Annotated in this window: 22 protein-coding genes and 1 pseudogene; 15 read left to right on the forward strand and 8 right to left on the reverse strand. The window is 68.0% G+C overall.

The features are described 5' to 3' along the window. The first annotated feature begins 478 nt into the window (after positions 1-478). The 12 genes from U5N23_RS25410 to U5N23_RS25465 all read left to right on the forward strand — a co-directional run bounded on the left by U5N23_RS25410 (position 479) and on the right by U5N23_RS25465 (position 13,026). The gene (locus U5N23_RS25410; RefSeq protein WP_322595467.1) at positions 479-1,216 is read left to right on the forward strand and encodes a hypothetical protein; all 738 of its coding nucleotides are present in this window, start codon (positions 479-481) and stop codon (positions 1,214-1,216) included. A 52-nt stretch (positions 1,217-1,268) separates the two neighbouring features. After that, positions 1,269-2,075: a hypothetical protein gene (locus U5N23_RS25415; RefSeq protein ID WP_322595468.1), complete on the forward strand. Its 807-nt coding sequence runs from the start codon at positions 1,269-1,271 to the stop codon at positions 2,073-2,075. A 41-nt stretch (positions 2,076-2,116) separates the two neighbouring features. Beyond that, positions 2,117-3,334 carry an RtcB family protein gene (locus U5N23_RS25420; RefSeq protein ID WP_322595469.1) on the forward strand — a complete coding sequence of 406 codons (1,218 nt, stop codon included), beginning with the start codon at positions 2,117-2,119 and terminating at the stop codon, positions 3,332-3,334. 70 nt (positions 3,335-3,404) lie between these two features. Then, positions 3,405-4,262 carry a nucleotidyltransferase domain-containing protein gene (locus U5N23_RS25425; protein WP_322595470.1) on the forward strand — a complete coding sequence of 286 codons (858 nt, stop codon included), beginning with the start codon at positions 3,405-3,407 and terminating at the stop codon, positions 4,260-4,262. Continuing rightward, on the forward strand, positions 4,256-5,308 hold the full coding sequence (gene rtcA / locus U5N23_RS25430; RefSeq protein WP_322595471.1) for an RNA 3'-terminal phosphate cyclase: 1,053 nt from the start codon (positions 4,256-4,258) through the stop codon (positions 5,306-5,308). Before U5N23_RS25425 ends, rtcA begins: the two co-directional genes overlap by 7 nt. 88 nt (positions 5,309-5,396) lie before the next feature. Then, positions 5,397-6,314, forward strand: coding sequence for a cysteine synthase A (gene cysK / locus U5N23_RS25435; RefSeq protein WP_322595472.1), 918 nt, complete (start codon positions 5,397-5,399; stop codon positions 6,312-6,314). A 171-nt stretch (positions 6,315-6,485) separates the two neighbouring features. Beyond that, the gene (locus tag U5N23_RS25440) at positions 6,486-7,253 is read left to right on the forward strand and encodes an endonuclease/exonuclease/phosphatase family protein (protein ID WP_322595473.1); all 768 of its coding nucleotides are present in this window, start codon (positions 6,486-6,488) and stop codon (positions 7,251-7,253) included. Then, on the forward strand, positions 7,250-8,479 hold the full coding sequence (gene clsB / locus U5N23_RS25445; RefSeq protein ID WP_322595474.1) for a cardiolipin synthase ClsB: 1,230 nt from the start codon (positions 7,250-7,252) through the stop codon (positions 8,477-8,479). Before U5N23_RS25440 ends, clsB begins: the two co-directional genes overlap by 4 nt. 10 nt (positions 8,480-8,489) lie before the next feature. Then, positions 8,490-9,524, forward strand: coding sequence for a YbhN family protein (locus tag U5N23_RS25450; protein ID WP_322595475.1), 1,035 nt, complete (start codon positions 8,490-8,492; stop codon positions 9,522-9,524). 57 nt (positions 9,525-9,581) lie between these two features. Continuing rightward, positions 9,582-10,658, forward strand: a complete 1,077-nt coding sequence (locus U5N23_RS25455; RefSeq protein WP_322595476.1) for a J domain-containing protein — start codon at positions 9,582-9,584, stop codon at positions 10,656-10,658. An 89-nt stretch (positions 10,659-10,747) separates the two neighbouring features. Beyond that, positions 10,748-12,478, forward strand: coding sequence for an NAD(P)/FAD-dependent oxidoreductase (locus U5N23_RS25460; RefSeq protein WP_322595477.1), 1,731 nt, complete (start codon positions 10,748-10,750; stop codon positions 12,476-12,478). Between the two features lie 11 nt (positions 12,479-12,489). After that, positions 12,490-13,026, forward strand: coding sequence for a VUT family protein (locus U5N23_RS25465; RefSeq protein ID WP_322595478.1), 537 nt, complete (start codon positions 12,490-12,492; stop codon positions 13,024-13,026). A 9-nt stretch (positions 13,027-13,035) separates the two neighbouring features. Here the strand turns inward: U5N23_RS25465 and U5N23_RS25470 are convergent, their stop codons facing one another. Then, a complete protein-coding gene (locus U5N23_RS25470; RefSeq protein ID WP_322595479.1) occupies positions 13,036-14,379 on the reverse strand; it encodes an amidohydrolase in 1,344 nt (447 codons plus the stop codon). Between the two features lie 107 nt (positions 14,380-14,486). Between U5N23_RS25470 and U5N23_RS25475 the strand changes: the two genes are divergently transcribed. Next, positions 14,487-15,524 (forward strand): GlxA family transcriptional regulator, encoded by a 1,038-nt coding sequence (locus U5N23_RS25475; protein WP_322595480.1) that lies wholly within the window; start codon positions 14,487-14,489, stop codon positions 15,522-15,524. Positions 15,525-15,530: 6 nt separating this feature from the next. Here U5N23_RS25475 and U5N23_RS25480 read toward each other — a convergent pair. Beyond that, positions 15,531-16,422: pseudogene (locus U5N23_RS25480) on the reverse strand (methyl-accepting chemotaxis protein); the annotation flags it as partial. Between the two features lie 73 nt (positions 16,423-16,495). Continuing rightward, on the reverse strand, positions 16,496-17,077 hold the full coding sequence (locus tag U5N23_RS25485) for a TetR/AcrR family transcriptional regulator (protein WP_322595481.1): 582 nt from the start codon (positions 17,075-17,077) through the stop codon (positions 16,496-16,498). A 91-nt stretch (positions 17,078-17,168) separates the two neighbouring features. Here U5N23_RS25485 and U5N23_RS25490 point away from each other — a divergent pair, with 91 nt between their 5' ends. Together U5N23_RS25490 and U5N23_RS25495 are read left to right on the forward strand one after the other, a co-directional pair. Then, positions 17,169-18,302, forward strand: coding sequence for a thiolase family protein (locus U5N23_RS25490; RefSeq protein WP_322595482.1), 1,134 nt, complete (start codon positions 17,169-17,171; stop codon positions 18,300-18,302). 58 nt (positions 18,303-18,360) lie between these two features. After that, positions 18,361-19,056, forward strand: a complete 696-nt coding sequence (locus U5N23_RS25495) for an SDR family oxidoreductase (protein WP_322595483.1) — start codon at positions 18,361-18,363, stop codon at positions 19,054-19,056. Positions 19,057-19,140: 84 nt separating this feature from the next. Here U5N23_RS25495 and htpX read toward each other — a convergent pair whose 3' ends face one another. The 5 genes from htpX to U5N23_RS25520 all read right to left on the reverse strand — a co-directional run bounded on the left by htpX (position 19,141) and on the right by U5N23_RS25520 (position 24,217). Further along, entirely contained in the window at positions 19,141-20,013 is an 873-nt protein-coding gene (htpX, locus tag U5N23_RS25500; protein ID WP_322595484.1) for a protease HtpX, read from the reverse strand. A 159-nt stretch (positions 20,014-20,172) separates the two neighbouring features. Then, positions 20,173-20,862 carry a DUF3025 domain-containing protein gene (locus tag U5N23_RS25505; RefSeq protein ID WP_322595574.1) on the reverse strand — a complete coding sequence of 230 codons (690 nt, stop codon included), beginning with the start codon at positions 20,860-20,862 and terminating at the stop codon, positions 20,173-20,175. Between the two features lie 56 nt (positions 20,863-20,918). Then, positions 20,919-21,965, reverse strand: coding sequence for a dihydroorotase (gene pyrC, locus U5N23_RS25510; RefSeq protein WP_322595485.1), 1,047 nt, complete (start codon positions 21,963-21,965; stop codon positions 20,919-20,921). A gap of 46 nt (positions 21,966-22,011) precedes the next feature. Then, on the reverse strand, positions 22,012-23,013 hold the full coding sequence (locus tag U5N23_RS25515; protein WP_322595486.1) for a tripartite tricarboxylate transporter substrate binding protein: 1,002 nt from the start codon (positions 23,011-23,013) through the stop codon (positions 22,012-22,014). A gap of 34 nt (positions 23,014-23,047) precedes the next feature. Further along, the gene (locus U5N23_RS25520; RefSeq protein ID WP_322595487.1) at positions 23,048-24,217 is read right to left on the reverse strand and encodes a M20 family metallopeptidase; all 1,170 of its coding nucleotides are present in this window, start codon (positions 24,215-24,217) and stop codon (positions 23,048-23,050) included. Between the last annotated feature and the right edge of the window lie 87 nt (positions 24,218-24,304).

Consider the following 24,304-nt stretch of genomic DNA (forward strand, 5'->3'; position numbering starts at 1 on the left):
CAGCGGTGGTAGCTCAGTTGGTAGAGCAAGCCGTTCCATCCCCTCTTGTCGCAAAGAGATGGCCAGGATGCAGTTTATGGGGTGAATGCAGGTGGGTTTACAGGTAGAGCGTCGTGGCCTCGGTCACGGAGGTCCCGGGTCCGAATCCCGGTCTGCTTTGGCAGATAGCTCAGTTCACAACCCTCCGCTCCTCGTCACCTCTCATTTTTACGGGCGCGCTGGCACAGAAGGGAGCGCCACTGCCAAAAATGTTGTTGTTGCCGGCAGGTCGGGTAACACCGAGTGCAGCGGGAGAGTCGGTGAACGGGCAAGGTTGAGGATGCAGGTGCTGGCTCCGATGACGGGTCTGCCACTGGCGCGCGTTTCCAACCGTTCACTGGGCCAGCGGAGTAAAGCACCCTGGTCGCTGCAAAGATGCGGGTTCGAATCCCGCCGCGTCCACCAGATAGCAAAAAAGAAAGAAGAAAAGAGGAACACCATGAAACAGACCGCACGCGAGAAGCGCTTGGCAAGGCAGGCACCGTCGCCGCTCACACCCGAGTCCATCGGACTCGATGCCACGCTCTATGCCGACGCCGTGCGCTACCTCTTCGACCGGCCCGTGCCGGGGAAGAAGGAGCGGGAGTGGTACTGGGACCTGGATGAGCCGTACTTTGAGGCCACACCGCTGCAGTGGACGCATATCCAGACCGCGCTGTTCGCCAACGCGGGCACCGATCTGACGGCCTACAGCGACGAGCAGGTGGGCATGGGCCTGAACTGCGTGATGAGCACCAACGCCGGCGACATCCCCCTGCAGGTGCTCGACCCCTCGGTGCCACTGGCGGATGCGGTGCGCATGCTGCAGGCCTTTCCCCGGCTGTGGAGCGACTGCATCGGCCCGCGCAGGGCCCCTGTGCACGAGGCCATCGGCAGCAGCAGTGGCCGCCTGGGCTTTGTCTGCTACATGTGGTTCGACGTGTGGCCGACCTTCTGGAACGCCCGGCACATCCCCGAATGGCGGGATGCGATGTGGCAGGTGTTCTGCCAGATGCTGGACGTGCCCTGCCGTGACGTGCAGGTCGCGGCCCTGCACGGCATCGGCCACGAGGGCCACGCCCTGTTGCGCCCCCGGGAGCTGCAGGAGCGGGTGGAGCAATTCATCCGCAGCGTGCCGGCGCATGACGAGGAACTGAGGAACTATGCGCGCGCCGCGGCCCAGGGAATGGTGCAGTAGCGGCGCCATACGAGGGACGCAACGGCGCACGACGCGCCATGAGAGGACGAAGATGAAAGCACAAGCAACCGCGAACGGCACCGTATTGCCCCCTGCCCTGCGTACCGTGGTGGACGCTGCGTACGCCGCTTTCCAGCACCACGCAGCCCCCACGGGCACGCTGGACGTATGCCTGGCCTGCTGCATGGACGAGGCGATGGAGCGCGAGATGCGCCGCCTGCCACTGCGCCAGGTCTCGACCCGGCACTTCTATGAGTACAACGGCTCTGCGAAAAGCAGCGAGCAACCCGCCGAGGAACTGGCCTACTTCCTGCCCCGGATGCTGGAGCTGCTGGCCCAGGGCGAAGAGCTGCACCACTCCACCGAGCTGTACCTGGACCGGCTGGGCAACTGCAGCGCCCATGCGCTGTCGCCCCGTGAGCGGGCTGCCGTGGATGCCTTCGCGCTGGCCTTCTTCCGCGAAGGACTGGGCCACCTCGGGCGCGAGCCGGGCCCGTTCAATGGCGCGAACGCTTTCGACATCCTGCTGATGTTCCACAAGGGCGGCGTGTCCATCGATCCGCTGCTGGCGCACTGGCTGCAGGACGAGCGGGGCAGTGCCGTCCTACATTACGCCAACGCAAGTTACTGGGACTTCTGGGGGCAGCGTGAAATACAGAATGCCTTTGCCGAAGACCAGCCGGTGTTTCGCGAAACGATGAAGGCCTGGCTGCTCGACGCGGGCAACCGGCAGCGCTTTGCGCAGAAGATCCTGGCGGTGGACACGAGCGCCATGGGCCCGCCCACGCACTGCACCTGTGGCAACTGCATGGGTCAGCGCCAGGTGCTGGAATCGGTGTTTGACATGATCAGCGAATGAACATCAACCAACAGAACAACAACGAATAGAAGGAAAAAGAAATGAGCTACCTGCAACGCAACGTGGAAAACGGCGTCCCCATCAAGATGTGGACCCAGGGCGTCCCTGTGGAAGAAGAGGCCCAGAAGCAACTGGAGAACGCGGCACGCCTGCCCATCGTGTTCAAGCACGTGGCGGCCATGCCCGACGTGCACTATGGCATCGGCGCCACGGTGGGCTCGGTGATCCCGACCTTCAAGGCCATCATCCCGGCGGCGGTGGGTGTGGACATCGGCTGCGGCATGATGGCCTGCAAGACCACGCTGCACGCCAACGACTTGCCCGATAACCTGGGCCCGCTGCGCTCGGCGATCGAGAAGGCCGTGCCGCACGGCAGCAACCCGCGCCGCATGGGCCGCGACAAGGGCGCGTGGGAAACGCCACCCGACGAGACCGACGTGGCCTGGGCCGCGCTCAAGGGCGAGTTCGACGCGATCTGCGAGGACTACCCGCGCTTTCGCAATACCAACAACCACAAGCACCTGGGTACGCTCGGTACCGGCAACCACTTCATCGAGGTGTGCCTGGACGAGCACGGCAGCGTGTGGTTCATGCTGCACTCGGGCTCGCGCGGCGTGGGCAATGCCATCGGCACGCACTTCATCGAACTGGCCAAGAAGGACGCCGAGCTGCACCAGCGCAACCTGCCCGACCAGGACCTGGCCTACTTCGAAGAGGGGGCCAAGTATTTCGGCGACTACGTGCGCGCGGTGGGCTGGGCGCAGAAGTTCGCGCGCGCCAACCGCGAGGTGATGATGCAGCGCGTGATCGCTGCGGCCCGTAGGGTGATCACCAAGCCCTTCGAGGCGCATGTGGAGGCGGTGAACTGCCACCACAACTACGTGAGCCGCGAGACGCACTTCGGCGAGGACGTGCTCATCACCCGCAAGGGCGCGGTGAGCGCCAAGGCCGGCGAGCTGGGCATCATCCCCGGCAGCATGGGCGCCAAGAGCTTCATCGTGCGCGGCAAGGGCAATCCCGAGAGCTTCATGAGTTGCAGCCACGGCGCAGGCCGCAAGATGAGCCGCACCAAGGCCAAGAAGATGTACACCATCGCCGACCAGATCGCCGCCACCGAGGGCGTGGAATGCCGCAAGGACGCCGACGTGATCGACGAGATCCCGATGGCCTACAAGGACATCGACGCCGTGATGGCCGCGCAGCAGGACCTGGTGGAGGTGGTCTATACCCTCAAGCAGGTGGTGTGCGTGAAGGGATAGCCTCCCTTGCACCTCCACGGCAACCATTGAACGGAGCCGGCGCTGGCCAGACCAGTGCCGGCATCAGCACATGCACCAAGAACAGCAACCAGAAGAATTTCTGCAATCGGCCCACCCCATCGATCCCGCCATGCGCGCGCAGATCATGGAGAACCTGGGCGCCATCGAGGCGCAGCACCAGGTCACCATCCTGTTTGCCTGCGAGTCGGGCAGCCGGGGCTGGGGCTTTGCCTCGCCCGACAGCGACTACGACGTGCGCTTCATCTACGTGAACCGCCTGCCCTGGTACCTCACGGTGACTCCGGGGCGCGACGTGATCGAGGTGCCCATCAGCGGCGACCTGGACATCAACGGCTGGGACCTGCGCAAGGCCTTGGGGCTAATGCGCGAATCCAACCCCACACTGCTCGAATGGCTGCGCTCGCCCGTGGTCTACCGCGAGGACGGGCCCACCATGGATCGCTTTCGCGCGCTGGCCGAGACGGTGTTTTCCAACGCCAAGGGCTGGCACCACTATGCCTCCATGGCCAAGAAGAACTTCCGCGAGCACCTGCAGGCCGATGAGGTGCGCTACAAGAAGTACCTTTACGTGCTGCGCCCCCTGCTGGCCGCGCGCTGGATACGCGCGCGCCCGGGCGTGCCGCCCATGCGCTTCGCCGAGCTGGCCCAGCACACGCTGGACCCGGTGGCCGACGCCGGGCTGATCGCCGAAATCAACGCGCTGCTGGAGGTGAAGATGCGCGCGGGCGAAGCCGCGACCAGCCCGCGCTGGCCCGGCATCCACGCCTTCATCGAAGCGGAGCTGGCACGCAACGCGGCCGAGCCGGTGCAGCCTTTGCCCGTGCCCGGCCATGCGGCGCTCGATGATCTGCTGCACGACACGGTGCTGCGCTTCAACGCGCCCCCAGCCAAGGAGGCGCCATGCTGACGCTCGACGGCTCCCAGGGCGAAGGCGGTGGCCAGATCCTGCGCACCGGCCTGGCCCTGTCCATGGTCACCGGCCGGCCGCTGCGCATCGAGCGCATCCGTGCCGGCCGCGCCAAGCCCGGGCTGATGCGCCAGCACCTGGCCTGCGTGCAGGCGGCGGTGCAGGTCAGCGGCGGGCAGGCTGACGGGGCGGAGCTGGGCTCCCAGTCGCTGCAGTTCACGCCCGGCACGGTGCGGGCGGGCGACTACACCTTTCGCATCGCCGGTGCCGGCAGTTGCCTGCTGGTACTGCAGACCGTGCTGCCCGCGCTGATGCTGGCCGATGGGCCCAGCCGCATCCAGCTGGCGGGTGGCACGCACAACCCGATGGCGCCGCCATTCGACTTTCTGCAGCGCGCCTATGCACCGCTGCTCGCGCGCCTGGGCGTGGGGCTGGTGCTCACACTGGAGCGGCGTGGCTTCTACCCCGCGGGCGGCGGCCTGCTGCAGGCCGTGATCACCCCTGCCACGCAGGCGCTCGTGCCGTTTGACCTGACCGAACGCGGGGCGGCCCTGCCTGCCTGGGCCGAGGCGCTGGCCCCCGGGCTGGCGCGCAGCGTGGCTGCGCGCGAACTGGAGGAACTGGGCCGGCGCCTGGGCTGGACGCACGAGGCTGACCAGTTGCGCGCGCCCGGCGTGCGCCAGCACGAAGGCCCTGGCAACGTGCTCTTGGCCACGCTGGAATATGCGCAGGTGACCGAAGTGTTCTGCCAGTTCGGCGAGCGCGGGGTGTCCTCCGAACTCGTGGCGCGCCGGCTGGCCGACGAGGTGCTGGCCTTCCAGCGCAGCACGGCGGCCACCGGCCCGCACCTGGCTGACCAGTGGATGCTGCCGCTGGCACTGGCCGTGTGGCGCACCGGCCAGGCTGCCAGCTACACGGCCAGCCAGCTCACGGACCACACGCGCACGAACGCCGCGGTGATCAACGCCTGCCTGCCGGTACGGGTGGTGACCGAGGATTTGAACGGCAGCACCCTGGTGCGGATAGAGCCCTGGCCCGCACCGTGAAGGCCCGGCCGCGCCCATGGGCTCCCGACTGGGACAAAATGCCTGTTTTGCATTCCCCCTTCCATCCCTTGCCTGACCAGGAGACGCCATGAAAGTCGACACCATTCTGCAGACCATCGGCAACACGCCCCACGTGCGCATCAACCGCCTGTTCGGCAGTGCTGCCAATGTGTGGGTCAAGGCCGAGCGCGCCAACCCCGGGGGCTCGATCAAGGACCGTATCGCCTTGTCCATGGTCGAAGATGCCGAGCGCTCGGGCGCGCTGCAGCCGGGCGGCACCATCATCGAGCCCACCTCGGGCAACACCGGCATCGGCCTGGCGCTGGTGGCCGCCGTCAAGGGCTACAAACTGGTGCTGGTGATGCCCGACAGCATGAGCATCGAGCGCCGCCGCCTGATGCTGGCCTACGGCGCCACGTTCGACCTGACCCCGCGCGAAAAGGGCATGAAGGGCGCCATCGCCCGCGCGCAGGAGTTGCTGGCCCAGACGCCGGGCGCCTGGATCCCCCAGCAGTTCGAGAACCCCGCCAACATCGACGTACACGTGCGCACCACGGCGCAGGAGATCCTGGCGGACTTTCCCGACGGGCTCGACGCCATCATCACCGGCGTGGGCACCGGCGGCCACCTCACGGGCGTGGCACGCGTGCTCAAGGCGAAGTTCCCGCAACTCAAGGTGTTCGCGGTGGAGCCCTCGGCCTCGCCCGTGATCTCGGGCGGCGCGCCCGCGCCCCACCCGATCCAGGGCATCGGTGCAGGCTTCGTGCCCAAGAACCTCGACACCACCGTGCTCGACGGCGTGATCCAGGTCGATGCCGAACCGGCGCGCGAATACGCACGCCGCTGCGCCCGCGAAGAAGGCATGCTGGTGGGCATCTCCTCGGGTGCCACGCTGGCCGCCATTGCCCAGAAGCTGCCTGAGCTGCCAGTGGGCGCGCGCGTGCTGGGCTTCAACTACGACACAGGCGAGCGCTACCTGTCGGTCGAAGGCTTCCTGCCCGCCTGAACGCACCCCGCTCGGCGGGTAGGCGCTGCACGCGCTGACGGCCAACCGTCCTACAGCGAGCCCGGCCTGCGGCCGGAACAATCAAGGTGACACGCCACCACCCCAGTGCCCAGCGCATCCGGGGTGGTGCACCGCACCACCAGGGTGCGACACCTCTTTCCGATTGCTTGCATGGCCCACGCTTCCACCACCCAGCCCATTGCCTTCAAGGTATTGACCGTGAATGTGCACAAGGGCTTCACCACCTTCAACCGGCGCTTCATGCTGCACGAGCTGCGCGATGCCGTGCGCAACGTGGCGGCGGACCTCGTGTTCCTGCAGGAGGTGCTGGGAACGCACCACCGCCATGCGGGCCGGGTAGAGAATTTTCCGCAGGAGCCCCACTACGAGTTCCTGGCCGACACCATCTGGACCCAGTTCGCCTATGGCCGCAATGCGGTGTACGACAACGGGCACCACGGCAACGCACTGCTGTCCAAGTTCCCCATCACCCACTACGAGAACCACGACATCTCGGTGAGCGGCCCCGAGCGGCGCGGCATGCTGCACTGTGTTTTGCAGCCGCCCAAGCACCACAGCCCCGTGCATGCCATCTGCGTGCACCTGGGCCTGCAGGAGGCCCACCGCCAGCGCCAGCTGCGCAGCGTGTGCGACCTGGTCAACAGCTTCGATCCCGACGAGGCGGTGGTGGTGGCCGGCGACTTCAACGACTGGCGTGGCCGCGCCCACGAAGTCTTGCGCGAGCGAGCCAACCTGCACGAAGTGTTCGTGCAGTCCACCGGCCGTGCGGTACGCACCTTCCCCGCATCGATGCCCTTGCTGGCGCTGGACCGCATCTACGTGCGCAATGCCTCTGTGCACACCCCCTTGAACCTGCCGAAGAAGCCCTGGGACAAGCTCTCGGACCACGCACCCCTGGCTGCGGAGATTTCGCTATGACGCGCGCATCACAGTCCTCTCGCTGGGTTCCTGGAAACCAGTTCGAACTGCTCGAGAACGGGGAGGACTTCTTTCCCCGGGTGTTCGATGCCATTCGCAAGGCACGCCGCGAGGTGATGCTCGAAACCTTCATCCTGTTCGACGACAAGATCGGCCAGGAACTGCATGCCGTTCTGCTCGCCGCAGCGCAGCGCGGCGTGCAGGTGCATGTGCTGGTGGATGGCTTTGGCTCGCCCGACCTGCCGGACCAGTACCTGGGTGCCTTGGTGGAAGCTGGCGTGCATTTTCGCGTTTTCGACCCCGGCAAGCGCGTCATGGGCCAGCGCCTGAACGTGCTGCGCCGCATGCACCGCAAGATCGTGGTGGTGGATGGCGAACTCGGCTTCATCGGGGGCATCAACTACTCGGCCGACCATGTGGCCGATTTCGGCCCCGAAGCCAAGCAGGACTACGCGGTGCAGGTGCGCGGCCCCATCGTCGCCCAGATGCACCACTTCACGCGCGAAGCGGTGCTCGACCCCGATGACCGCCGCCGCAACAAGGCGTCCAACACGCGCGGCTTGCCGTACGAGGGCACGGCGCACGCCATCTTCGTCACGCGCGACAACCACCGCCATACCAACGACATCGAGCGCCATTACCGCATTGCGCTGCGCTCGGCGCGCAAGCGGGTGGTGATCGCCAACGCCTATTTCTTCCCCGGCTACCGCTTCATCCGCGAGATGCGGCGCGCTGCACGCCGTGGGGTGGACGTGCGCCTGATCCTGCAGGGGCAGCCCGACATGCCCATCGTGAAGACCGCGGCGGGCCTGCTCTACGACCACCTGCTGCGCGCCGGGGTGCGCATCTACGAATACTGCGACCGGCCGCTGCACGGCAAGGTGGCCCTGGTGGACGACGAATGGTCCACCGTGGGATCGAGCAACCTCGATCCGCTGAGCCTGTCGCTCAATCTCGAAGCCAATGTCATCATCCGGGACCGGGCCTTCAACTCCACCCTGCACGGGCGCCTTGCACACCTGATGGAGAACTCCTGCAAGCAGGTGGAGCCCACGCCCAAAAGCCGCTGGGAAGGCCTGCGCCTGGTGCGCAGCTACTGCGTGTTCCACCTGATGCGCTGGTTCCCGGCCTGGGCCGGCTGGCTGCCGCGCCACGAGCCGACCATTTCGCTGGTCAAGGCCGATGCGCTGGCGACCGACAATCCCCAGGCGGCTTCCGCCACTTAGGATACAGCCCATGAGCGCTCCCGCCACCCACCCTTTGCGCGGGACCACCACGCCATCCTCCGCCGCAGCCCCGCACAAGGAGACTGGCCGCTGGAGCACCGTGCGCAACAGCCGCTGGTGGCCCTGGGCCATCACGCTGGTCACCGGCGCATTCGTGCTGCTGATCGGCGCCCTGCTGTTCCGGCAGGCGCGCAGCGTGGATTGGGGCGCCGTGTGGAATGCGCTGATCGATCTGCCCATGGCCGCGCTGCTGGGCGGTGCCGCGCTGGCGCTCGCCAGCCACGGCATCTACAGCAGCTTCGACCTGTTCGGGCGCTACTACACGCGGCATGGCCTGCCGGTGGCACGCACCATCGGCACCACGCTGATCGCCTACCCGTTCACCCTCAACCTGGGCTCCCTCATCGGCGGGGTCACGGTGCGCTACCGGCTGTATTCGCGCCAGGGCCTGTCGGTGGGCGACATCGGCCAGGTGGTGGCCATCAGCATCATCACCAACTGGCTCGGCTACTTCGCGCTGGCGGGTGCGGTGTTCTGGCTCTGGACGCCGCAACTGCCCGAAGGCTGGGACATGGCAGGCCACCAGCTGCGCTGGATCGGCAGCGCCATGGCCGCGGTGACCGGGCTGTACCTCGTGGCCTGCGTGCTGCGCCGGGGGGCGCCGATCACGCTGCGGGGGTACACCTTTCCCGTGCCGCACGGGTCCGTCGGGCTGCTGCAGGTGGTGCTGTCGGCCGTGAACTGGATGGTGATGGCCGGTGCCATCTGGCTGCTCACGCAGCAGCAGGTGCCCTATGTGGCGGCCCTGGCCACCGTGCTGCTCGGGGCCGTTGCGGGGTTGATCTCGCGCATTCCCGCCGGCCTGGGCGTGCTGGAGGCCGTGGGCACGGCCGTGCTGTCGGCCTATATGCCGGCGCCGCAGGCGCTGGCCGCCATCCTGGCCTACCGCAGCCTGTACTTCTTTGCGCCGCTGGTGCTCGCCGCCCTGGCCTTTGGCCTGGTGGAGCTGCGCTGGCGCAAGCAGGGCGGCGGTCCCACGGCCTGAACCGCCGGGCGTGCAGGCAAAATCGGGGGGCCTTCGCCTCCCCCCTTTTGCACCTCCATGCCCCTTTCTCCCGCCGTTACGCCGCTGCACATCGCAAAGCAGGCTGGCGAAGCATCGCTCACGCCCGCGCAGCAGTCGTTCAACGACCTGCTGGCCCAGATCGCCGACCAGCGCGCGATCCTCGCCGCCTGGAACCAGGCCATCGACGCCTACCACCAGCGCCATGCCAAGGATGTGGCGCCCCTGCTCGACAGGTACTACGCCGCGCACGCCGACCTGGTCAACGCCCTGGTGGAGGCCTCGGCGCGCAAGGGTCTGGGCCGCACGCTGCTGCGCGACCTGCATGCCGTGATCGCCCGGCTGGCCCGGGATCTGGCCGACAACCTGCGCGACCCGGCCACCCGCGAGGCAATGCAGGCGCTGCACGCCCAGTATGCGCAGGAGAAGCCTCCAGATGTGCCCGACACGCCGGACGCCTTGCAGATTGCGGCCCCCGGCGGGCCCGAGTCGCCAGAGGACATCGTGCGCCGTGTGGAGGAGGAGATGCAGGCGCGCCAGGCCCGCGCCCAGAAGGAGCGCGAACGCCACCACGCCAGCCGGGCCCGCAAGCCCAGCGCGCAACAGCGCCAGCAGCAGGAAGCCGCGCAGGAGGCCAGCCAGTCGGTGCGCTCGGTGTACCGCAAGCTCGCCAGTGCCCTGCACCCCGACCGCGAGCCCGATGACGCGGAGCGCCAGCGCAAGACCGCGCTCATGCAGCGCGTGAACCTGGCCTACGCAGCCAACAGCCTGCTCGATCTGCTGCAACTGCAGCTCGAAGTGGAGCAGATCGACGCCCAGCACATGGCCGCCGTGGGCGACGCACACCTGCAGCGCTACAACCAGGTGCTCACCGACCAACTGGCAGAGTTGCGCCAGGAGGTGGTGACGCTGGAGAACACGATGCGGCTGCAGTTGGGCCTTGCATCCAAGCGCAAGCTGCAGCCCGGCCAGCTGATGGCCCAGCAGCGCAGCCAGATCAAGGTGCTGGAGCACGATATTCCGCTGCTGCAGCGGGAGGTTCAGGCGGTGGCCGACAACGACTACCTCAAGCAATGGCTCAAGGCGCAGGCCGAGGGCCTGCTGGACGCGGACTGACCACCCTGGCGGGCGTGGCAGGGCCGCCTCCTTTAAAATACCAGCCCCACGACATTGCCACCGCCCGATCGACACGGGCCTGCAAGACCATGATCCGCCTTTCCGAAATCAAGCTGCCGCTGGCCGCCGTGCCGGCCGACGCCGCCGAACACCCGCTGGACGCGCTGCGCGCCCAGGCCGTCCAGATCCTGGGCATCGCCCCGACCGACATTGCCGGCGTGCACGTGCACAAGCGCAGCTTCGATGCGCGCAAGGCCGACCTGCTGGCGGTCTACATCATCGATCTGACCCTGGCCGACCCGTCGGGCGAAGCCGTGCTGCTGGCCCGGCATGCCGGCCGCCCGCACATCCAGCCCACGCCCGACATGGCCTGGCAGCCGGTTGGCCAAGCGCCCGCCGATCTGCCGCTGCGGCCCGTGGTGGTGGGTTTCGGGCCCTGCGGCATCTTTGCCGCGCTGGTGCTGGCGCAGATGGGCTTCAAGCCCATCGTGCTGGAACGCGGCAAGCCGGTGCGCGAGCGCACCAAGGACACCTGGGGCCTGTGGCGCAAGCGCGAGCTGCATGCCGAGAGCAACGTGCAGTTCGGCGAAGGCGGTGCCGGCACCTTCAGCGACGGCAAGCTCTACAGCCAGATCAAGGACCCGCGCCACCTGGGCCGCAAGGTCATGGGCGAGTTCGTCAAGGCCGGCGCGCCCGAAGAGATCCTGTACGTGGCGCACCCGCACATCGGCACCTTCAAGCTGGTGAAGGTGGTGGAGAACCTGCGCGAGCAGATCATCGCACTGGGCGGCGAGATCCGCTTCGAGCAGCGCGTGACCGACGTGGTCGTCGAAGGTTCGGGCGACAAACGCCAACTGCGCGGCCTGAAGGTGCTGAACCAGGCCACCGGCGAAACCACCGATTTGCGCGCAGACCATGTGGTGATGGCCCTGGGCCACAGCTCGCGCGACACCTTCGCCATGCTGTACCAGCGCGGCGTGGCCATGGAGGCCAAGCCGTTTTCCATCGGTTTCCGCGTGGAGCACCCGCAGGGCGTGATCGACCGCGCGCGCTGGGGCCGCCATGCCGGCCACCCGCTGCTGGGCGCGGCCGACTACAAGCTGGTGCACCATGCCGCCAACGGGCGTGCGGTGTACAGCTTCTGCATGTGCCCGGGCGGCACGGTGGTGGCCGCCACCAGCGAGCCGGGCCGGGTGGTCACCAACGGCATGAGCCAGTACTCGCGCAACGAGCGCAATGCCAACGCCGGCATGGTGGTGGGCATCGACCCCACGGACTACCCCACGGGCGCCGAAGCCTTCGCGCTGCACCTGGGCGCCACCTACGGTGTCGAGGCGCAGCCGGCCGGCCAGCACCACCCGCTGGCGGGCATCGTGCTGCAGCGCCAGCTCGAATCCAATGCCTATGTGCTGGGCGGTAGCGACTACAGCGCTCCCGGCCAACTGGCGGGTGACTTCATCGCCGGTCGCGATTCGAAGCAGCTCGGTGACGTGGAGCCTTCGTACAAACCCGGCGTGGCCCTGGGCGACCTGCACGCGGCCCTGCCGGGCTATGCCATCGCCGCGCTGCGCGAGGCACTGCCGGCCTTTGGCCGCAAGATCAAGGGCTTCGACATGCACGACGCAGTGCTCACCGGGGTGGAGACGCGCACCTCTTCACCGCTCAAGATCGGGCGCCGCGAGAACCTGCAAAGCCTGAACACCGGTGGGCTCTATCCGGCAGGCGAAGGCGCCAGCTATGCGGGCGGCATCCTGTCCGCAGGGGTCGATGGCATCAAGGTCGGCGAGGCCGTGGCCCGCGCCATGCTGGGTATTGCCTGAGGCCGGTGACCATGCTGTTCACCGCCCCCACGCGCACACAGCTCACCGCCGCCGCGCTGGCCATGGCCGCGGTCGTGCTGGCCTCCAACATCCTGGTGCAGTTTCCGATCAACGACTGGCTCACCTGGGGCGCCATCACCTACCCGGTGGCCTTCCTGGTCAGTGAACTGGTCAACCGCCGCCATGGCCCGCAGCAGGCGCGGCGCGTGGCCTGGGTGGGGTTCGCGGTGGCCGTGGCGGCCTCGCTGGTGCTGGCGCCGGCGCGCATTGCCGTGGCCTCGGGCACGGCCTTCTTGCTGTCGCAGTGGCTCGATATCGGCGTGTTCGACCGCCTGCGCCACGGCAGCTGGTGGCGCGCGCCGCTGGTCGCCACGCTGCTCGCGGCCATGCTCGACACGGCTGCTTTCTGGAGCATCGCCTTTGCAGGCACCAGCGACCCGTGGGTCACCTGGGCCCTGGGCGACCTGGCCGTGAAGCTCACGTTGGGCGTGGCGCTGCTGCTGCCCTTTCGCCTGCTCATCGGCAGCAGGGCAGCGGCTCTTCATTGACGCGCTGGCTTACTTGCGCTGCAGGAAGTCGACGGCCAGCGCAGCCAGGGTGCGGGCGCCCACGGGCAACTGGTCTTCATCGATGTCGAACAGCGGCGAATGGTTGGACGGGGCCTTGTTGAAGTCCACGCCCTTGGGGGGTGCACCCAGGAAGTAGAAGAAGCCCGGCGCCACCTTCTGGAACTCCGAGAAGTCTTCCGAGCCGCTCACCTTGGGAATGATCATGGCCTTGCCGCCGGTGGCCAGCTTGAGCGCGGGCAGCGAGGCCTCGGTCAGCGCCGCAGGGTTGGAGGTCACGGGGTAGGCCACGGGGCCGAAGCGCACCTTGGCCTTGGCACCGCTGGACGCCGCGATGGACTCGGCCGTCGTGGTGATGCGCTTGAGCGCCTCCTGGCGCATCTCTTCGTCGAATGTGCGCAGCGTGCCCAGCAGTTCCACGTTGTCGGGAATGATGTTGTAGCGCGTGCCGCCATGGATGGAGCCGATGGTGATGACGGCGGGCTCCTTGCTGATGTTGAGCTGGCGGCTCACCACCGTCTGCAGGCCCAGCACCACCTGGCTGGCGGCGATCACCGGATCCACCGCATTCCAGGGCGAGGAGCCATGGCCACCCCGGCCTTCGACCTGGATACTGATGTTGTCCGAGCCCGCCATCAGCGGACCGCTGCGGTAGCCCACCACGCCCGACGGCAGGTTGGCCGTGACGTGCAGGCCGTAGATGGCCTGCACGTCTTTCAGCGCGCCCTCTTCCACCATGGCCTTGGCGCCGAAACTGGGCACCTTGCCATTGGCATCGGGTTCCACGGGCGCGCCCTCCTCGGCCGGCTGGAAGATGAACTTGATGGTGCCCGGCAGCGTGGCGCGCATGCTGGCCAGCGCCTCGGCCGCGCCCATCAGCATGGCCACGTGGGCATCGTGCCCGCAGGCGTGCATCACCGGCACTTCCTTGCCCAGGTAGTTCGCCTTGACCTTGGAGGCGAACGGCAGCTTGGTGTTCTCGGAGACCGGCAGCGCATCCATGTCGGCGCGCAGCGCCACCACCTTGCCTGGCAGGCCACCGCGCAGCGTGCCCACCACGCCGGTGCCGCCCACGCCGGTCTGCACTTCCATGCCCAAGCGCTTGAGGTGCTCGGCCACCAGCTTGGCGGTGCGCACTTCCTGGCCCGACAGCTCGGGATGGGCATGGATATCGCGGCGCCAGCTGACCATCTTGCCAGCCACGCTGTTCACGGCGGCATCGATGGCCTGCAGGCCGGCGGCATCCAGGGCCTGGGCATGGGCGGAAGAAACCAGCGCCAGGCTGCCGGCGACGAGGCCGGCAGCGATGGCGATCGATGAGAGGGTTTTGTGCATGAGGCGGGGTCCGTGCAAGGGGGATAAAAAAGAACGAGCGTTCATGCTACGGGTACCCAGATGTTTCATGACAAGCGAAAATCGCCATCTAACAAGCCGATATCGCCATGCCCGCACTGACTTTTCGCATCGACATTCCGCTCGTGCCCGAATCCGCCCTGGGCAACGCGCTGCACTTCATCGACCTGCTGCGCAGCGCCAACCTGCTGGCCCGGCTGCGCTTGGGCAACCAGGCGCCGCGCATGGACTGGCGGCTCCTGGATGCCGATGGCCGCCCCCTGCCTGCCCTGCCCGACCCCTGGGCCCACTACATGGCCGCTGGGGGGCCCGACGGCCCGGCGCAGGCCCTGTTCATTCCTTCGTTCCTCGCGGCCGACATCCCGGCCATTCGCCAGGTGGTGGCGCGCCACCCCGCACTGGTGCGCCAGATCGGCATTGCGGTGGATGCCGGCCAGAAGCTGCTGACGATGGGTGACGGGGCCTGGCTGGCCGCGGCCAGCGGCCGCCTGCACGGGCACACGGCCAGCCTGCCCTGGTTCTACATGGCCGGTTTTGCGCGCGACTTCCCTGGCATCACGCTGGTGCCGGGCCGGGACTGGAGCGACGATGGCCCCTGGCTCAGCGGTGCCCTGCCCCACAACCTGGTGGACCTGGCCATCGCCCTGGTGCGCCATGCCTTTGGCGAGGAACTGGCCCGGGCCTGCGCCACGGTGATGGCACCCGACCACCAGCGGGCGCAGGCCGCCCTGCAGGCCAATGCACAGCAGCACATACCCGCCACGCGCGACAGCACCCTTGCGCGCGCCATCGCCTGGATGGAGGCCCACCTGGAAGAGCCGTATTCATTGGAACGCCTGGCGCAGGCCGCATCGGTGAGCACGCGCACCTTGCTGCGGCACTTCCAGGCCGAGCTGGCGCAGTCGCCGCTCGACTACCTGCATGCCCTGCGCTGCGCACGCGCAAAGGTCATGCTCGAAGTGACGCTGGAGAGCGTGCCCAGCATCGCCGTGGCCTGCGGTTATGCGGACCCCGCGGCCTTTCGCCGCATCTTCGTGCGGCATGTGGGCATGCCGCCGGCCGAGTACCGCAAGCGCCACGCCTTGCGCGCGCCGCGCCGGCGCTGGCGGGTGGACGTTGCGGGGTAGTGCGCTTCAGCGCGGCGCAACTGCAGCCCCCGGGGGCAGGCGAAACGCCTCCACCAGTTCGGCCAGTTGTTGCGCCTGCATGCGCAGCCCCTGGGCGGCAGCAGACGACTCCTCCACCAAAGCGGCGTTCTGCTGCGTCATCTGGTCCAGCTGCGACACGGCCTCGCCCACCTGGCTCAGGCCCGTGGTCTGCTCGCGCGCAGCGGTGCTGATCTCGCCGATGATGGTCGCCACCTGTTTGACCGAGTCGACGATCTCGCCCATGGTGCTGCCGGCCGCGTGCACCAGCGCCGAGCCTTCGTCGACCTGGCGCACGCTGTCGCTGATGAGGCCGCCGATCTCCTTGGCCGCCGTGGCCGAGCGCTGGGCCAGGCTGCGCACCTCGCTGGCCACCACGGCAAAGCTGCGGCCTTGCTCGCCGGCGCACGCGGCTTCGACCGCCGCATTGAGCGCCAGGATGTTGGTCTGGAAGGCGATGCCATCGATCTCGCTGGTGATGTCGGCAATGCGCCGCGACGATTGGGCAATGCCCTCCATCGTGCCCACCACGCGGTCCACCGCTTCGCGTCCGCGCTGCGCCACGCCGCTGGCCGGTCGCCAGGCTGCTGGCCTGCGCAGCCGCATCGGCGCCGTGGCGCACGGTGGCCAGCAACTCCTCCATGCTGGCGGCGATCTCTTCGAGATTGGACGCCGTCTGCTCGGTGCGGGCCGACAGGTCGCTGTTGCCCGCACCGAGCAGACCGCTGGCATCGGCCACGGAACTGCTGGCCCCGCGCATGCCCACGACCAAGGCCGCCAGGCGCGACTGCATGCCACCCAGGCGGGTCATCAGGGCCTGCAGTTCATCGCGGTTGGCAGCATCCACGGCTGGGATGTTCGGGGTCAGGTCGCCCTCGGCGCACAGGAGACGAAGACTTGAGCCCCATCTGCTCCGAGCCAGCCAGGTAGCTCTCGTGCAGAGACCGCCTGGATCACCGGGCCGCCCTGTCCTCCATCACCGCCGCGCCTGCCGCTGCACGCAGGTCCCTGGAGAGTTCCGGGCTTCTGACTGCCCGCGCCAGCACCAGCGCGCCCACCAGTTGCGACAGCGTGGCCAGGGCCTGCTCTCTGCGCCCCGCCGGCCCGTCGCCGGCCACCAGCGGCTCCAGCACCCGCAGAAAATTTTCGACCCCGGCCTCGAAGGTGCCCTGCATTGCCGGCCCGGCACGGGCCACATCGGCGGCGAGCGCGGCCATCGCGCAGCCTTGGGCCCTGCGCTCGCAATGCGCGTCCGAGAGATAGAAGCCCACCAGCGCCCGCAGCGCCTCGGCTGGTGGCTTGGCCGACAGCTCCTCCCAGTAGTGGTTGCTGGCCTGTAGTGCGCGCTCACATGCCAGGCTGGCCAACTCGTCCTTGGACTCGAAATGGCCATAGAAGCCCCCGCGCGTCAGCCCGGCGGCCTGCATCAGATCGTTCAGCCCGATGCCGTCGAACCCCTTTTCACGGAACAGCTCGCCTGCCACATCCACGATGCGTTCGCGGTTGGCCTCGGCCTGCGCCCTGGTCACCTTCATGGCTTTCTCCTTGTGCTTGACTTATTTTACATGTTGATCGACATTTATGCTTATTCATGTCACACGACATTTAACGCAACCCGAGGTCGCCATGCAAGCCCTGATTTCCGCCTATGCCCGCACCCCCTTCCATTTCGCACGCAAAGGCGCGCTGGCCACGGTGCGGCCCGACACCCTCGCCGCCGAGCTCATCAGGGACCTGGTGCAGCGCACGGGCATCGACCCTGCGACGCTGGATGACGTGATCGCCGGATGCGCCTACCCCGAGGGCGCGCAGGGCAACAACATCGCGCGCATCGCGTCGCTGCTGGCGGGGCTGCCGCACGGGGTCAGCGGCATGACGGTGAACCGCTTTTGCGGCTCGTCCATGTCGGCCGTGCACATCGCCGCCGCGCAGATCGAGGCCGGGTTGGGCGATGCTTACCTGTGCCTCGGGGTTGAGTCCATGACCATGGTGCCGCAGGGCGGCCTCACCTTCTCGCCCCACCCCGTACTGTTCAAGCAGACCGATGCCTATATCTCCATGGGCGAGACGGCCGAGAACGTGGCCGAGCGCTACGCGGTGTCGCGTACCGACCAGGACCAACTGGCTTTTGAATCGCACCGCAAGGCGGCTGCCGCACGCGAGGCCGGCCTGCTGCGCAGCGAGATCGTGCCCATCGCCCTGCCCGGCGGACAGGTGGTGGCCGAGGACGGCTGCATCCGCCCCGCCACCTCGCTCGAAGCGCTGGCCGGCCTCAAGCCCGCTTTCCGCGAGACTGGCTCGGTCACGGCGGGCACTTCGTCGCCCCTGACCGATGGCGCAGCCGCGGTGCTGGTGACCAGCGAGGCCTACGCCGCGCGCCATGGCCTGCAACCGCTGGCGCGCATCGTCGCCATGGCCACCGCGGGCGTGGACCCGGCCTTCATGGGCCTGGGGCCCATCCCGGCATCGCGCAAGGCGCTGGCGCGCGCAGGCCTGGCCGCTGCCGACATGGATGTGGTCGAGATCAACGAGGCCTTTGCCTCCCAGGCCCTGGCCTGCATCCGCGAACTGGGCCTGCGGCCCGAGGCCATCAACCTCGACGGCGGCGGCATGGCCATCGGCCACCCGCTGGGCGCCACCGGCGCGCGCATCACCGGCAAGGCGGCGGCATTGCTGCAGCGCCAGAGCGGACGCTACGCGCTGGCCACCCAGTGCATCGGCGGCGGCCAGGGCATTGCCACGGTGCTGCAGGCGCTGTGAGCGCCACCAACCATTTCCCTCACCCCCACCTCACCCTCTTGCTCCAAGGACTGCTTCCATGAACCTCCAGAACTCCGTCGTCTTCATCACCGGTGCCAACCGGGGCCTGGGCCTGGCCTTTGCCCAGGCGGCCCTCGCCGCCGGTGCCCGCAAGGTCTACGCTGCGGCGCGCGATCCGTCCACGGTCACGCTGCCGGGCGTGGTGCCCGTGAAGCTGGACGTGACCGACCCCGCCCAGATCGCCGCCGCCGTGGCCGCCTGCCCCGATGTGACGCTGCTGGTGAACAACAGCGGCATCTCGCGCGGATCGGGCTTTCTAGGCGCCGATGCCATGGCAGCCGCACGCGCCGAATTCGAAACCAACTTCTTCGGCCCCTGGGCCATGGCGCAGGCCTTTGCCCCGGTGCTCCAGGCGAACGGCGGTGGCGCGGTGCTCAACGTGCTGTCGGTGCTGAGCTGGCTCACGATTCCCGGCGTGGCCACCTACAGCGCCTCCAAAGCCGCGGCCTGGTCGCTGAGCAACGGCCTGCGCAACGAACTTCGCGCCCAGGGCACGCAGGTGACCAGCCTCCACGTGGCCTACATGGACACCGACATGACCCGCGGCCTGGACGCCCCCAAGGCCGCGCCGCTCGATGTCGCACGCCTGGCGCTGCAGGGCGTGGAGGCAGGCCTCGCCGAAGTGCTGGCCGATGACACCACGCGCCATGTAAAGCAATCGCTCTCCAGCGCCACGCCGGCCTACGCAGGCTGAGGCAGGCCCGAAAAACAAAAGCCGCCGGGTTCACACCCGGCGGCTTTTTAACGGAGCGATACGGCCCCGGGGCCGTTCAACGCATCACGCCTTGTTCTGCAGCGCGGCAATGCGCTCTTCGATGGGCGGGTGGGTGCTGAACAGCTTGCCGATGCCGCCGGCAATGCCCATGGCGGCCACGCTCTTGGGCAGCTCGCCCGGGTGCATGCCGCCCAGGCGGGCCAGGGCATTGATCATGGGCTGGCGGCGCCCCATCAGCTGAGCGGCACCCGCATCGGCGCGGAACTCCCGCTGGCGGCTGAACCAGGCCACGACCATGGCGGCGGCAAAGCCCAGCACGATGTCCAGCACGATGGTGGTCACGTAGTAGCCGATGCCGGGGCCCGAGCTGTTCTCGTCGTTCTTGCGCAGGAAGCTGTCCACCGCGTAGCCGACCACGCGCGACAGGAACACCACGAAGGTGTTCATCACGCCCTGGATCAGCGTCATGGTGACCATGTCGCCGTTGGCGATGTGGGCCACCTCGTGGCCGATCACGGCCTCGACCTCTTCACGCGTCATGCCCTGCAGCAGGCCGGTGGACACCGCCACCAGCGCCGAGTTCTTGAACGCGCCCGTGGCGAAGGCGTTCGGGTCGCCTTCGAAGATGCCAACTTCGGGCATGCCGATCTTGGCCGCGTCGGCGAACTTGCGCACCGTCTCGACGATCCAGCGCTCATCGGCCGAGCCGGAGCCGTCGATCACGCGCACACCCGAGGTCCACTTGGCCATGGGCTTGCTGATCAAGAGCGAGATGATCGCGCCGCCAAAACCCATGATGAGCGCAAAGCCCAGCAGCGCGCCCAGGTTCAGGCCGTTGGCCGTGAGAAAGCGGTTGACGCCCAGCAGGCTCGCCACCACCCCCAGCACGACGACGACGGCCAGGTTGGTCAGTACAAACAAAAATATCCGCTTCATGTTCTCTCCGTGGGGTAGACAGGTCACTGCGGTCTAGATGGGGGGTGGATCGGCGCGATTCAAGCACCGCCACCCCGGGGCCCGCAGCCGCAGTTTCCCTTTGCGGTATGGTAGGGCGAATTGCCTGGAGGGGCCTTATCACACAGTCGCTGACGGGAATTAGAGCGTCTTGCCCGACGCGGTGCGGGAAGGCCGGAACACCTGCGGATCGTCGTAGAAGCACAGGTCTTCGTTGGCCAGCCACCAGCCGGGCACGCCCAACACCGGCAGCGGCGAGAATGGCTTGCCGGCCCAGTGCCCTGGCTCCATCTGCTGGGCCAGCCAGGCGTCGGCATTCGCTACCGAATCCATAGCACACTGCGCCCGATACACATGCGCGACGATGGGCTTGCGGGGTGCCACCAGCTTTTCGAGCAGCGCATGGCCGAACAGCAGCAGCCGTGCCTCGCGCCACAGCGGGCGCAGGTCCACGAACAGCCGCGTCCATTCACGCGCCTGCAGCGCTTGCCAGATCGGTGCGGGGGCGTCGAGCAAGGCGCCGTTCTCATCGAACACCGTGAGCGCATCGCGCAGCGGGCCGCGCACCGCACCAATGCCGTGCGCCGCGATGGCACCGGCCTGCAGTTCGTTGAGCCGCCGCTTGGCCTGCGGGAACTGCAGCCACACCAGGCCGTTGAAGAAATCGTGCAGGTTGTCGCGCGTGGGCACGCGGCGCGTCTCGAAGATATGCTGCTCATAGGCGGCGCCTTCGGGCAGGTCGTCCTGGGGGACAAACTGCACGGGCGCAGCCATGGCGCCCTGCAGCGCACGGTGCACGGGCGCGCCGTGCTGCAGCACCTGCTGCGCCACCGGCTGACCGGAGGCTCGCCACGGGGCCAGCCAGGCGGCGGCCCAGTCAATCGCCTCTAGACCAGCCGCCACGGCAGCGCTTCACCCGCGCGCAAAGGCTTGAGCTCGGCTTCGCCAAAGGCGAAGCTGTCGGGCGGCGTCCACGATTCGCGTTGCAGCGTGATGGTGCCGGTGTTGCGCGGCAGGCCGTAGAAGTCGGCGCCATTGAAGCTGGCAAAGGCTTCGAGCTGGTCGAGCGCGCCTGCATTGTCGAAGGCCTCGGCGTACATCTCCATCGCCGCATGGGCGGTGTAGCAGCCGGCGCAGCCGCTGGCATGCTCCTTGAGGTGGGCCGGGTGCGGCGCGCTGTCGGTACCGAGGAAGAATTTGGCACTGCCGCTGGTGGCGGCCTGCACCAGGGCCACGCGGTGCGTCTCGCGCTTGAGCACGGGCAGGCAGTAGTAGTGCGGGCGCACGCCGCCGATGAAAATGGCGTTGCGGTTGTACAGCAGGTGGTGCGCCGTGATGGTGGCGGCCGTGAAGCGGTCGGACGCGTTGACGTAGTCGGCCGCGTCCTTGGTGGTGATGTGCTCGAAGACGATCTTGAGCTCGGGGAAATCGCGGCGCAGCGGGATCAGTTGCTGCTCGATGAACACGGCCTCGCGGTCGAACAGGTCGATGTCGCTGCTGGTCACCTCGCCATGCACCAGCAGCAGCATGCCGCTCTTTTGCATGGCTTCGAGGGTCTTGTAGGTCTTGCGCAGGTCGGTCACGCCGGCGTCGCTGTTGGTGGTGGCACCGGCAGGGTAGAGCTTGGCGGCGACCACACCCGCTTCGCGTGCGCGCACGATTTCCTCGGGCGGCAGGTTGTCGGTGAGGTACAGCGTCATCAGCGGCTCGAACTGCACGCCCGCGGGCACTGCGGCCAGGATGCGCTCCTTGTAGGCCAGGGCCTGCTCGGCCGTGGTCACGGGCGGGCGCAGGTTGGGCATGATGATGGCACGGCCGAACTGGGCGGCCGTGTGCGGCACCACGGTGAACAACGGCTCCCCGTCGCGCACATGCAGGTGCCAGTCGTCGGGGCGGGTGATGGTGAGGGTGTTGGTGGGGGCTGCTGCGGTCATGGGCGATATTCTCCCATTCCCCGCATCATCCCCCGTCCAGCACCGCTCATTCGGCCGTGATACCGGCCTTGCGCACCACGTCGCCGAACTTCACCAGGCGCTCGGCCATCATCTTCTCGAAGGCGGCCGGCGCCATTTCCTCGGGCACGATCACGCCGCGCTCCTTGAGGTTGGCCACCATGGCAGGCGCCGTGGCGGCCTGGCGCACGGCCTTGTACAAGGTCTGCACGATGGCATCGGGCGTGCCGCCGGGCGCGGCCAGGCCGGTCCAGGAGGTGAGATTCAATTCGGGATAGCCGGCCTCGGCCATGGTCGGCACGTCGGGCAACTGCGGCAGGCGCTGGTCGGAGGCCACGGCCAGGGTGCGCACCTTGCCCGCCTGCACGTGCGGCAGCATGATGACCAGGTTGTCGAGGATGAACTGCACCTCGTTGGCCAGCACGGCCGTGATCAGCGGCGTGCCGCCGCGGTAGGGGATGTGCGTGGTGTGGGTACCGGTGACCGCCTTGAACATCTCCACGTTGAGCTGGCCCATGCTGCCCACGCCGCCGCTGCCGTAGTTGAGCTTGCCGGGGTTCTTCTTGGCGTAGTCGACGAACTCCTTGACCGACTTGATGGGCAGGCTCGAATGCACCACCAGCGCGTTGGGCTGGCGGCCCAGGATGGCGATGTTCTCGAAATCCTTGATAGGGTCGTAGCCGACTTTCGGCTGCGTCAGCGGGTTGGCCAGGTGGCTGCTTTGCGAGGACACGACCAGGGTGTAGCCATCGGGCTTGGCGCGGGCCACGCCCAGCGACGCGACGGAGCCGCCCGCCCCTGCGCGGTTTTCCACCACGATGGGAACGCCCAGAATGCGCGACAGCGGCTCCGAATACTGGCGCGCCATGATGTCCACCGAGCCCCCGGGCGGAAAGGGCACCACGAGCGTGATGGGACGCGAGGGGTACTTGTCCTGGGCCTGTGCGGCCAGCGGCGCCAGGCCCGCGAGGCCCAGCCCCAGACCGGTGTGGAGGATGTGGCGGCGATTGGGCTGCATGAAGGAGGTCATGGGTTCTTCTCTCAAGGTCTTGTAGGAAACGAAATCAGGGATGGTCCAGGATGAGCAGCGCCATGGCCTGCGCGCGCGGCACCAGGGTGGACAGCTCGCAGTACTCGCGCTCGGTGTGCGCGTGGCCGCCCACGGGCCCGGTACCGCACAGTGTGGGCGCGCCCACCGAAGCCGTCAGGCCGCTGTCGGCCGCGCCGCCGGTGAACTCGCCCTGCACCGAAAAGCCCAGCGATTGCGCGCCGCGCTGGTACAGCGCGAGCAGCGCATCGGGCGTGGGCTTCATGGGCAGGGTGCGGCGCACGGCGGTCACGCGGCCCTGGGTGCGCGGCACGGCCTCGGCCTCGACGATGGCGCGTACACGCTCGAACAGTTCGTCGGGGTCGGTCTCGGCGGTGTAGCGCACGTCCAGTTCGGCCTTGGCGTGCGGCGCCACCATGTTCGGCACAATGCCGCCCTGCACCACGCCGATGTTGGTGGTGGTGCCCGCAGCCAGGTCGGTCAGCGCATGCAGCGCCAGGATCTTGTGGGCCAGCGCCCCGATGGCGCTGGCGCCGGCCGCATGGTTGATGCCCGCATGGGCGGCCACGCCCTGCACCTCGAATTCGACCGCCATGGAGCCCTTGCGGCTGGTGACCAGATTGCCGCTCACACGGCCCGGCTCGGCATTGAGCACGGCGCGTGCGCCACGGGCTGCGGCCATGATCTGCTCGCGCGTGGCGGGCGAGCCGATCTCCTCGTCGCACGAAAAGAACAGCCGCAGCGGCGCCGTGAGCCCGCCGCAGCGCGCAAAGGCCTCAGCCACGAAAGTGTTCATCACCAGGCCCGACTTCATGTCGGCCACGCCGGGGCCATAGGCCCGCCCCTCCTCCACGCGGAAGGGACGGCGCGCCGCGGTGCCAGCGGGGTATACGGTGTCCATGTGGCCCATCAGCAGGATGGGTGCGCCCTCGGTGGGGCCAGGCACCTGCGCCTGCAGCAGCACGCCGTAACCCGGCACGGGCACGAACTCGACCGCCACACCGGCAGCCACGAGCCGCTCGCGCAGCGCGGCAGCCACCGCCGCCACGCCTGCTTCGTCGCGGCTGCCGCTGTCAATGTCTACCACCTTCTGCAACAGGTCTTGCATGGCCTGCTGCTGGCCGGCCAGCCAGGCCAGGATGCGTTCGCGCACCTGTGCACGGCTTTCTTCAAGGGTATCCTGCATGTTTTCCTTTCCATCCACGCCCGGGGAGGGCATGGTGATGGGGCGAAAGTGTTGCATGCAGCGGCCTTGTTTGCAATACATTTTTCA

This window comes from Acidovorax sp. (assembly GCF_034519795.1).
In the GTDB taxonomy this organism is placed as follows: Bacteria; Pseudomonadota; Gammaproteobacteria; order Burkholderiales; family Burkholderiaceae_C; genus Acidovorax.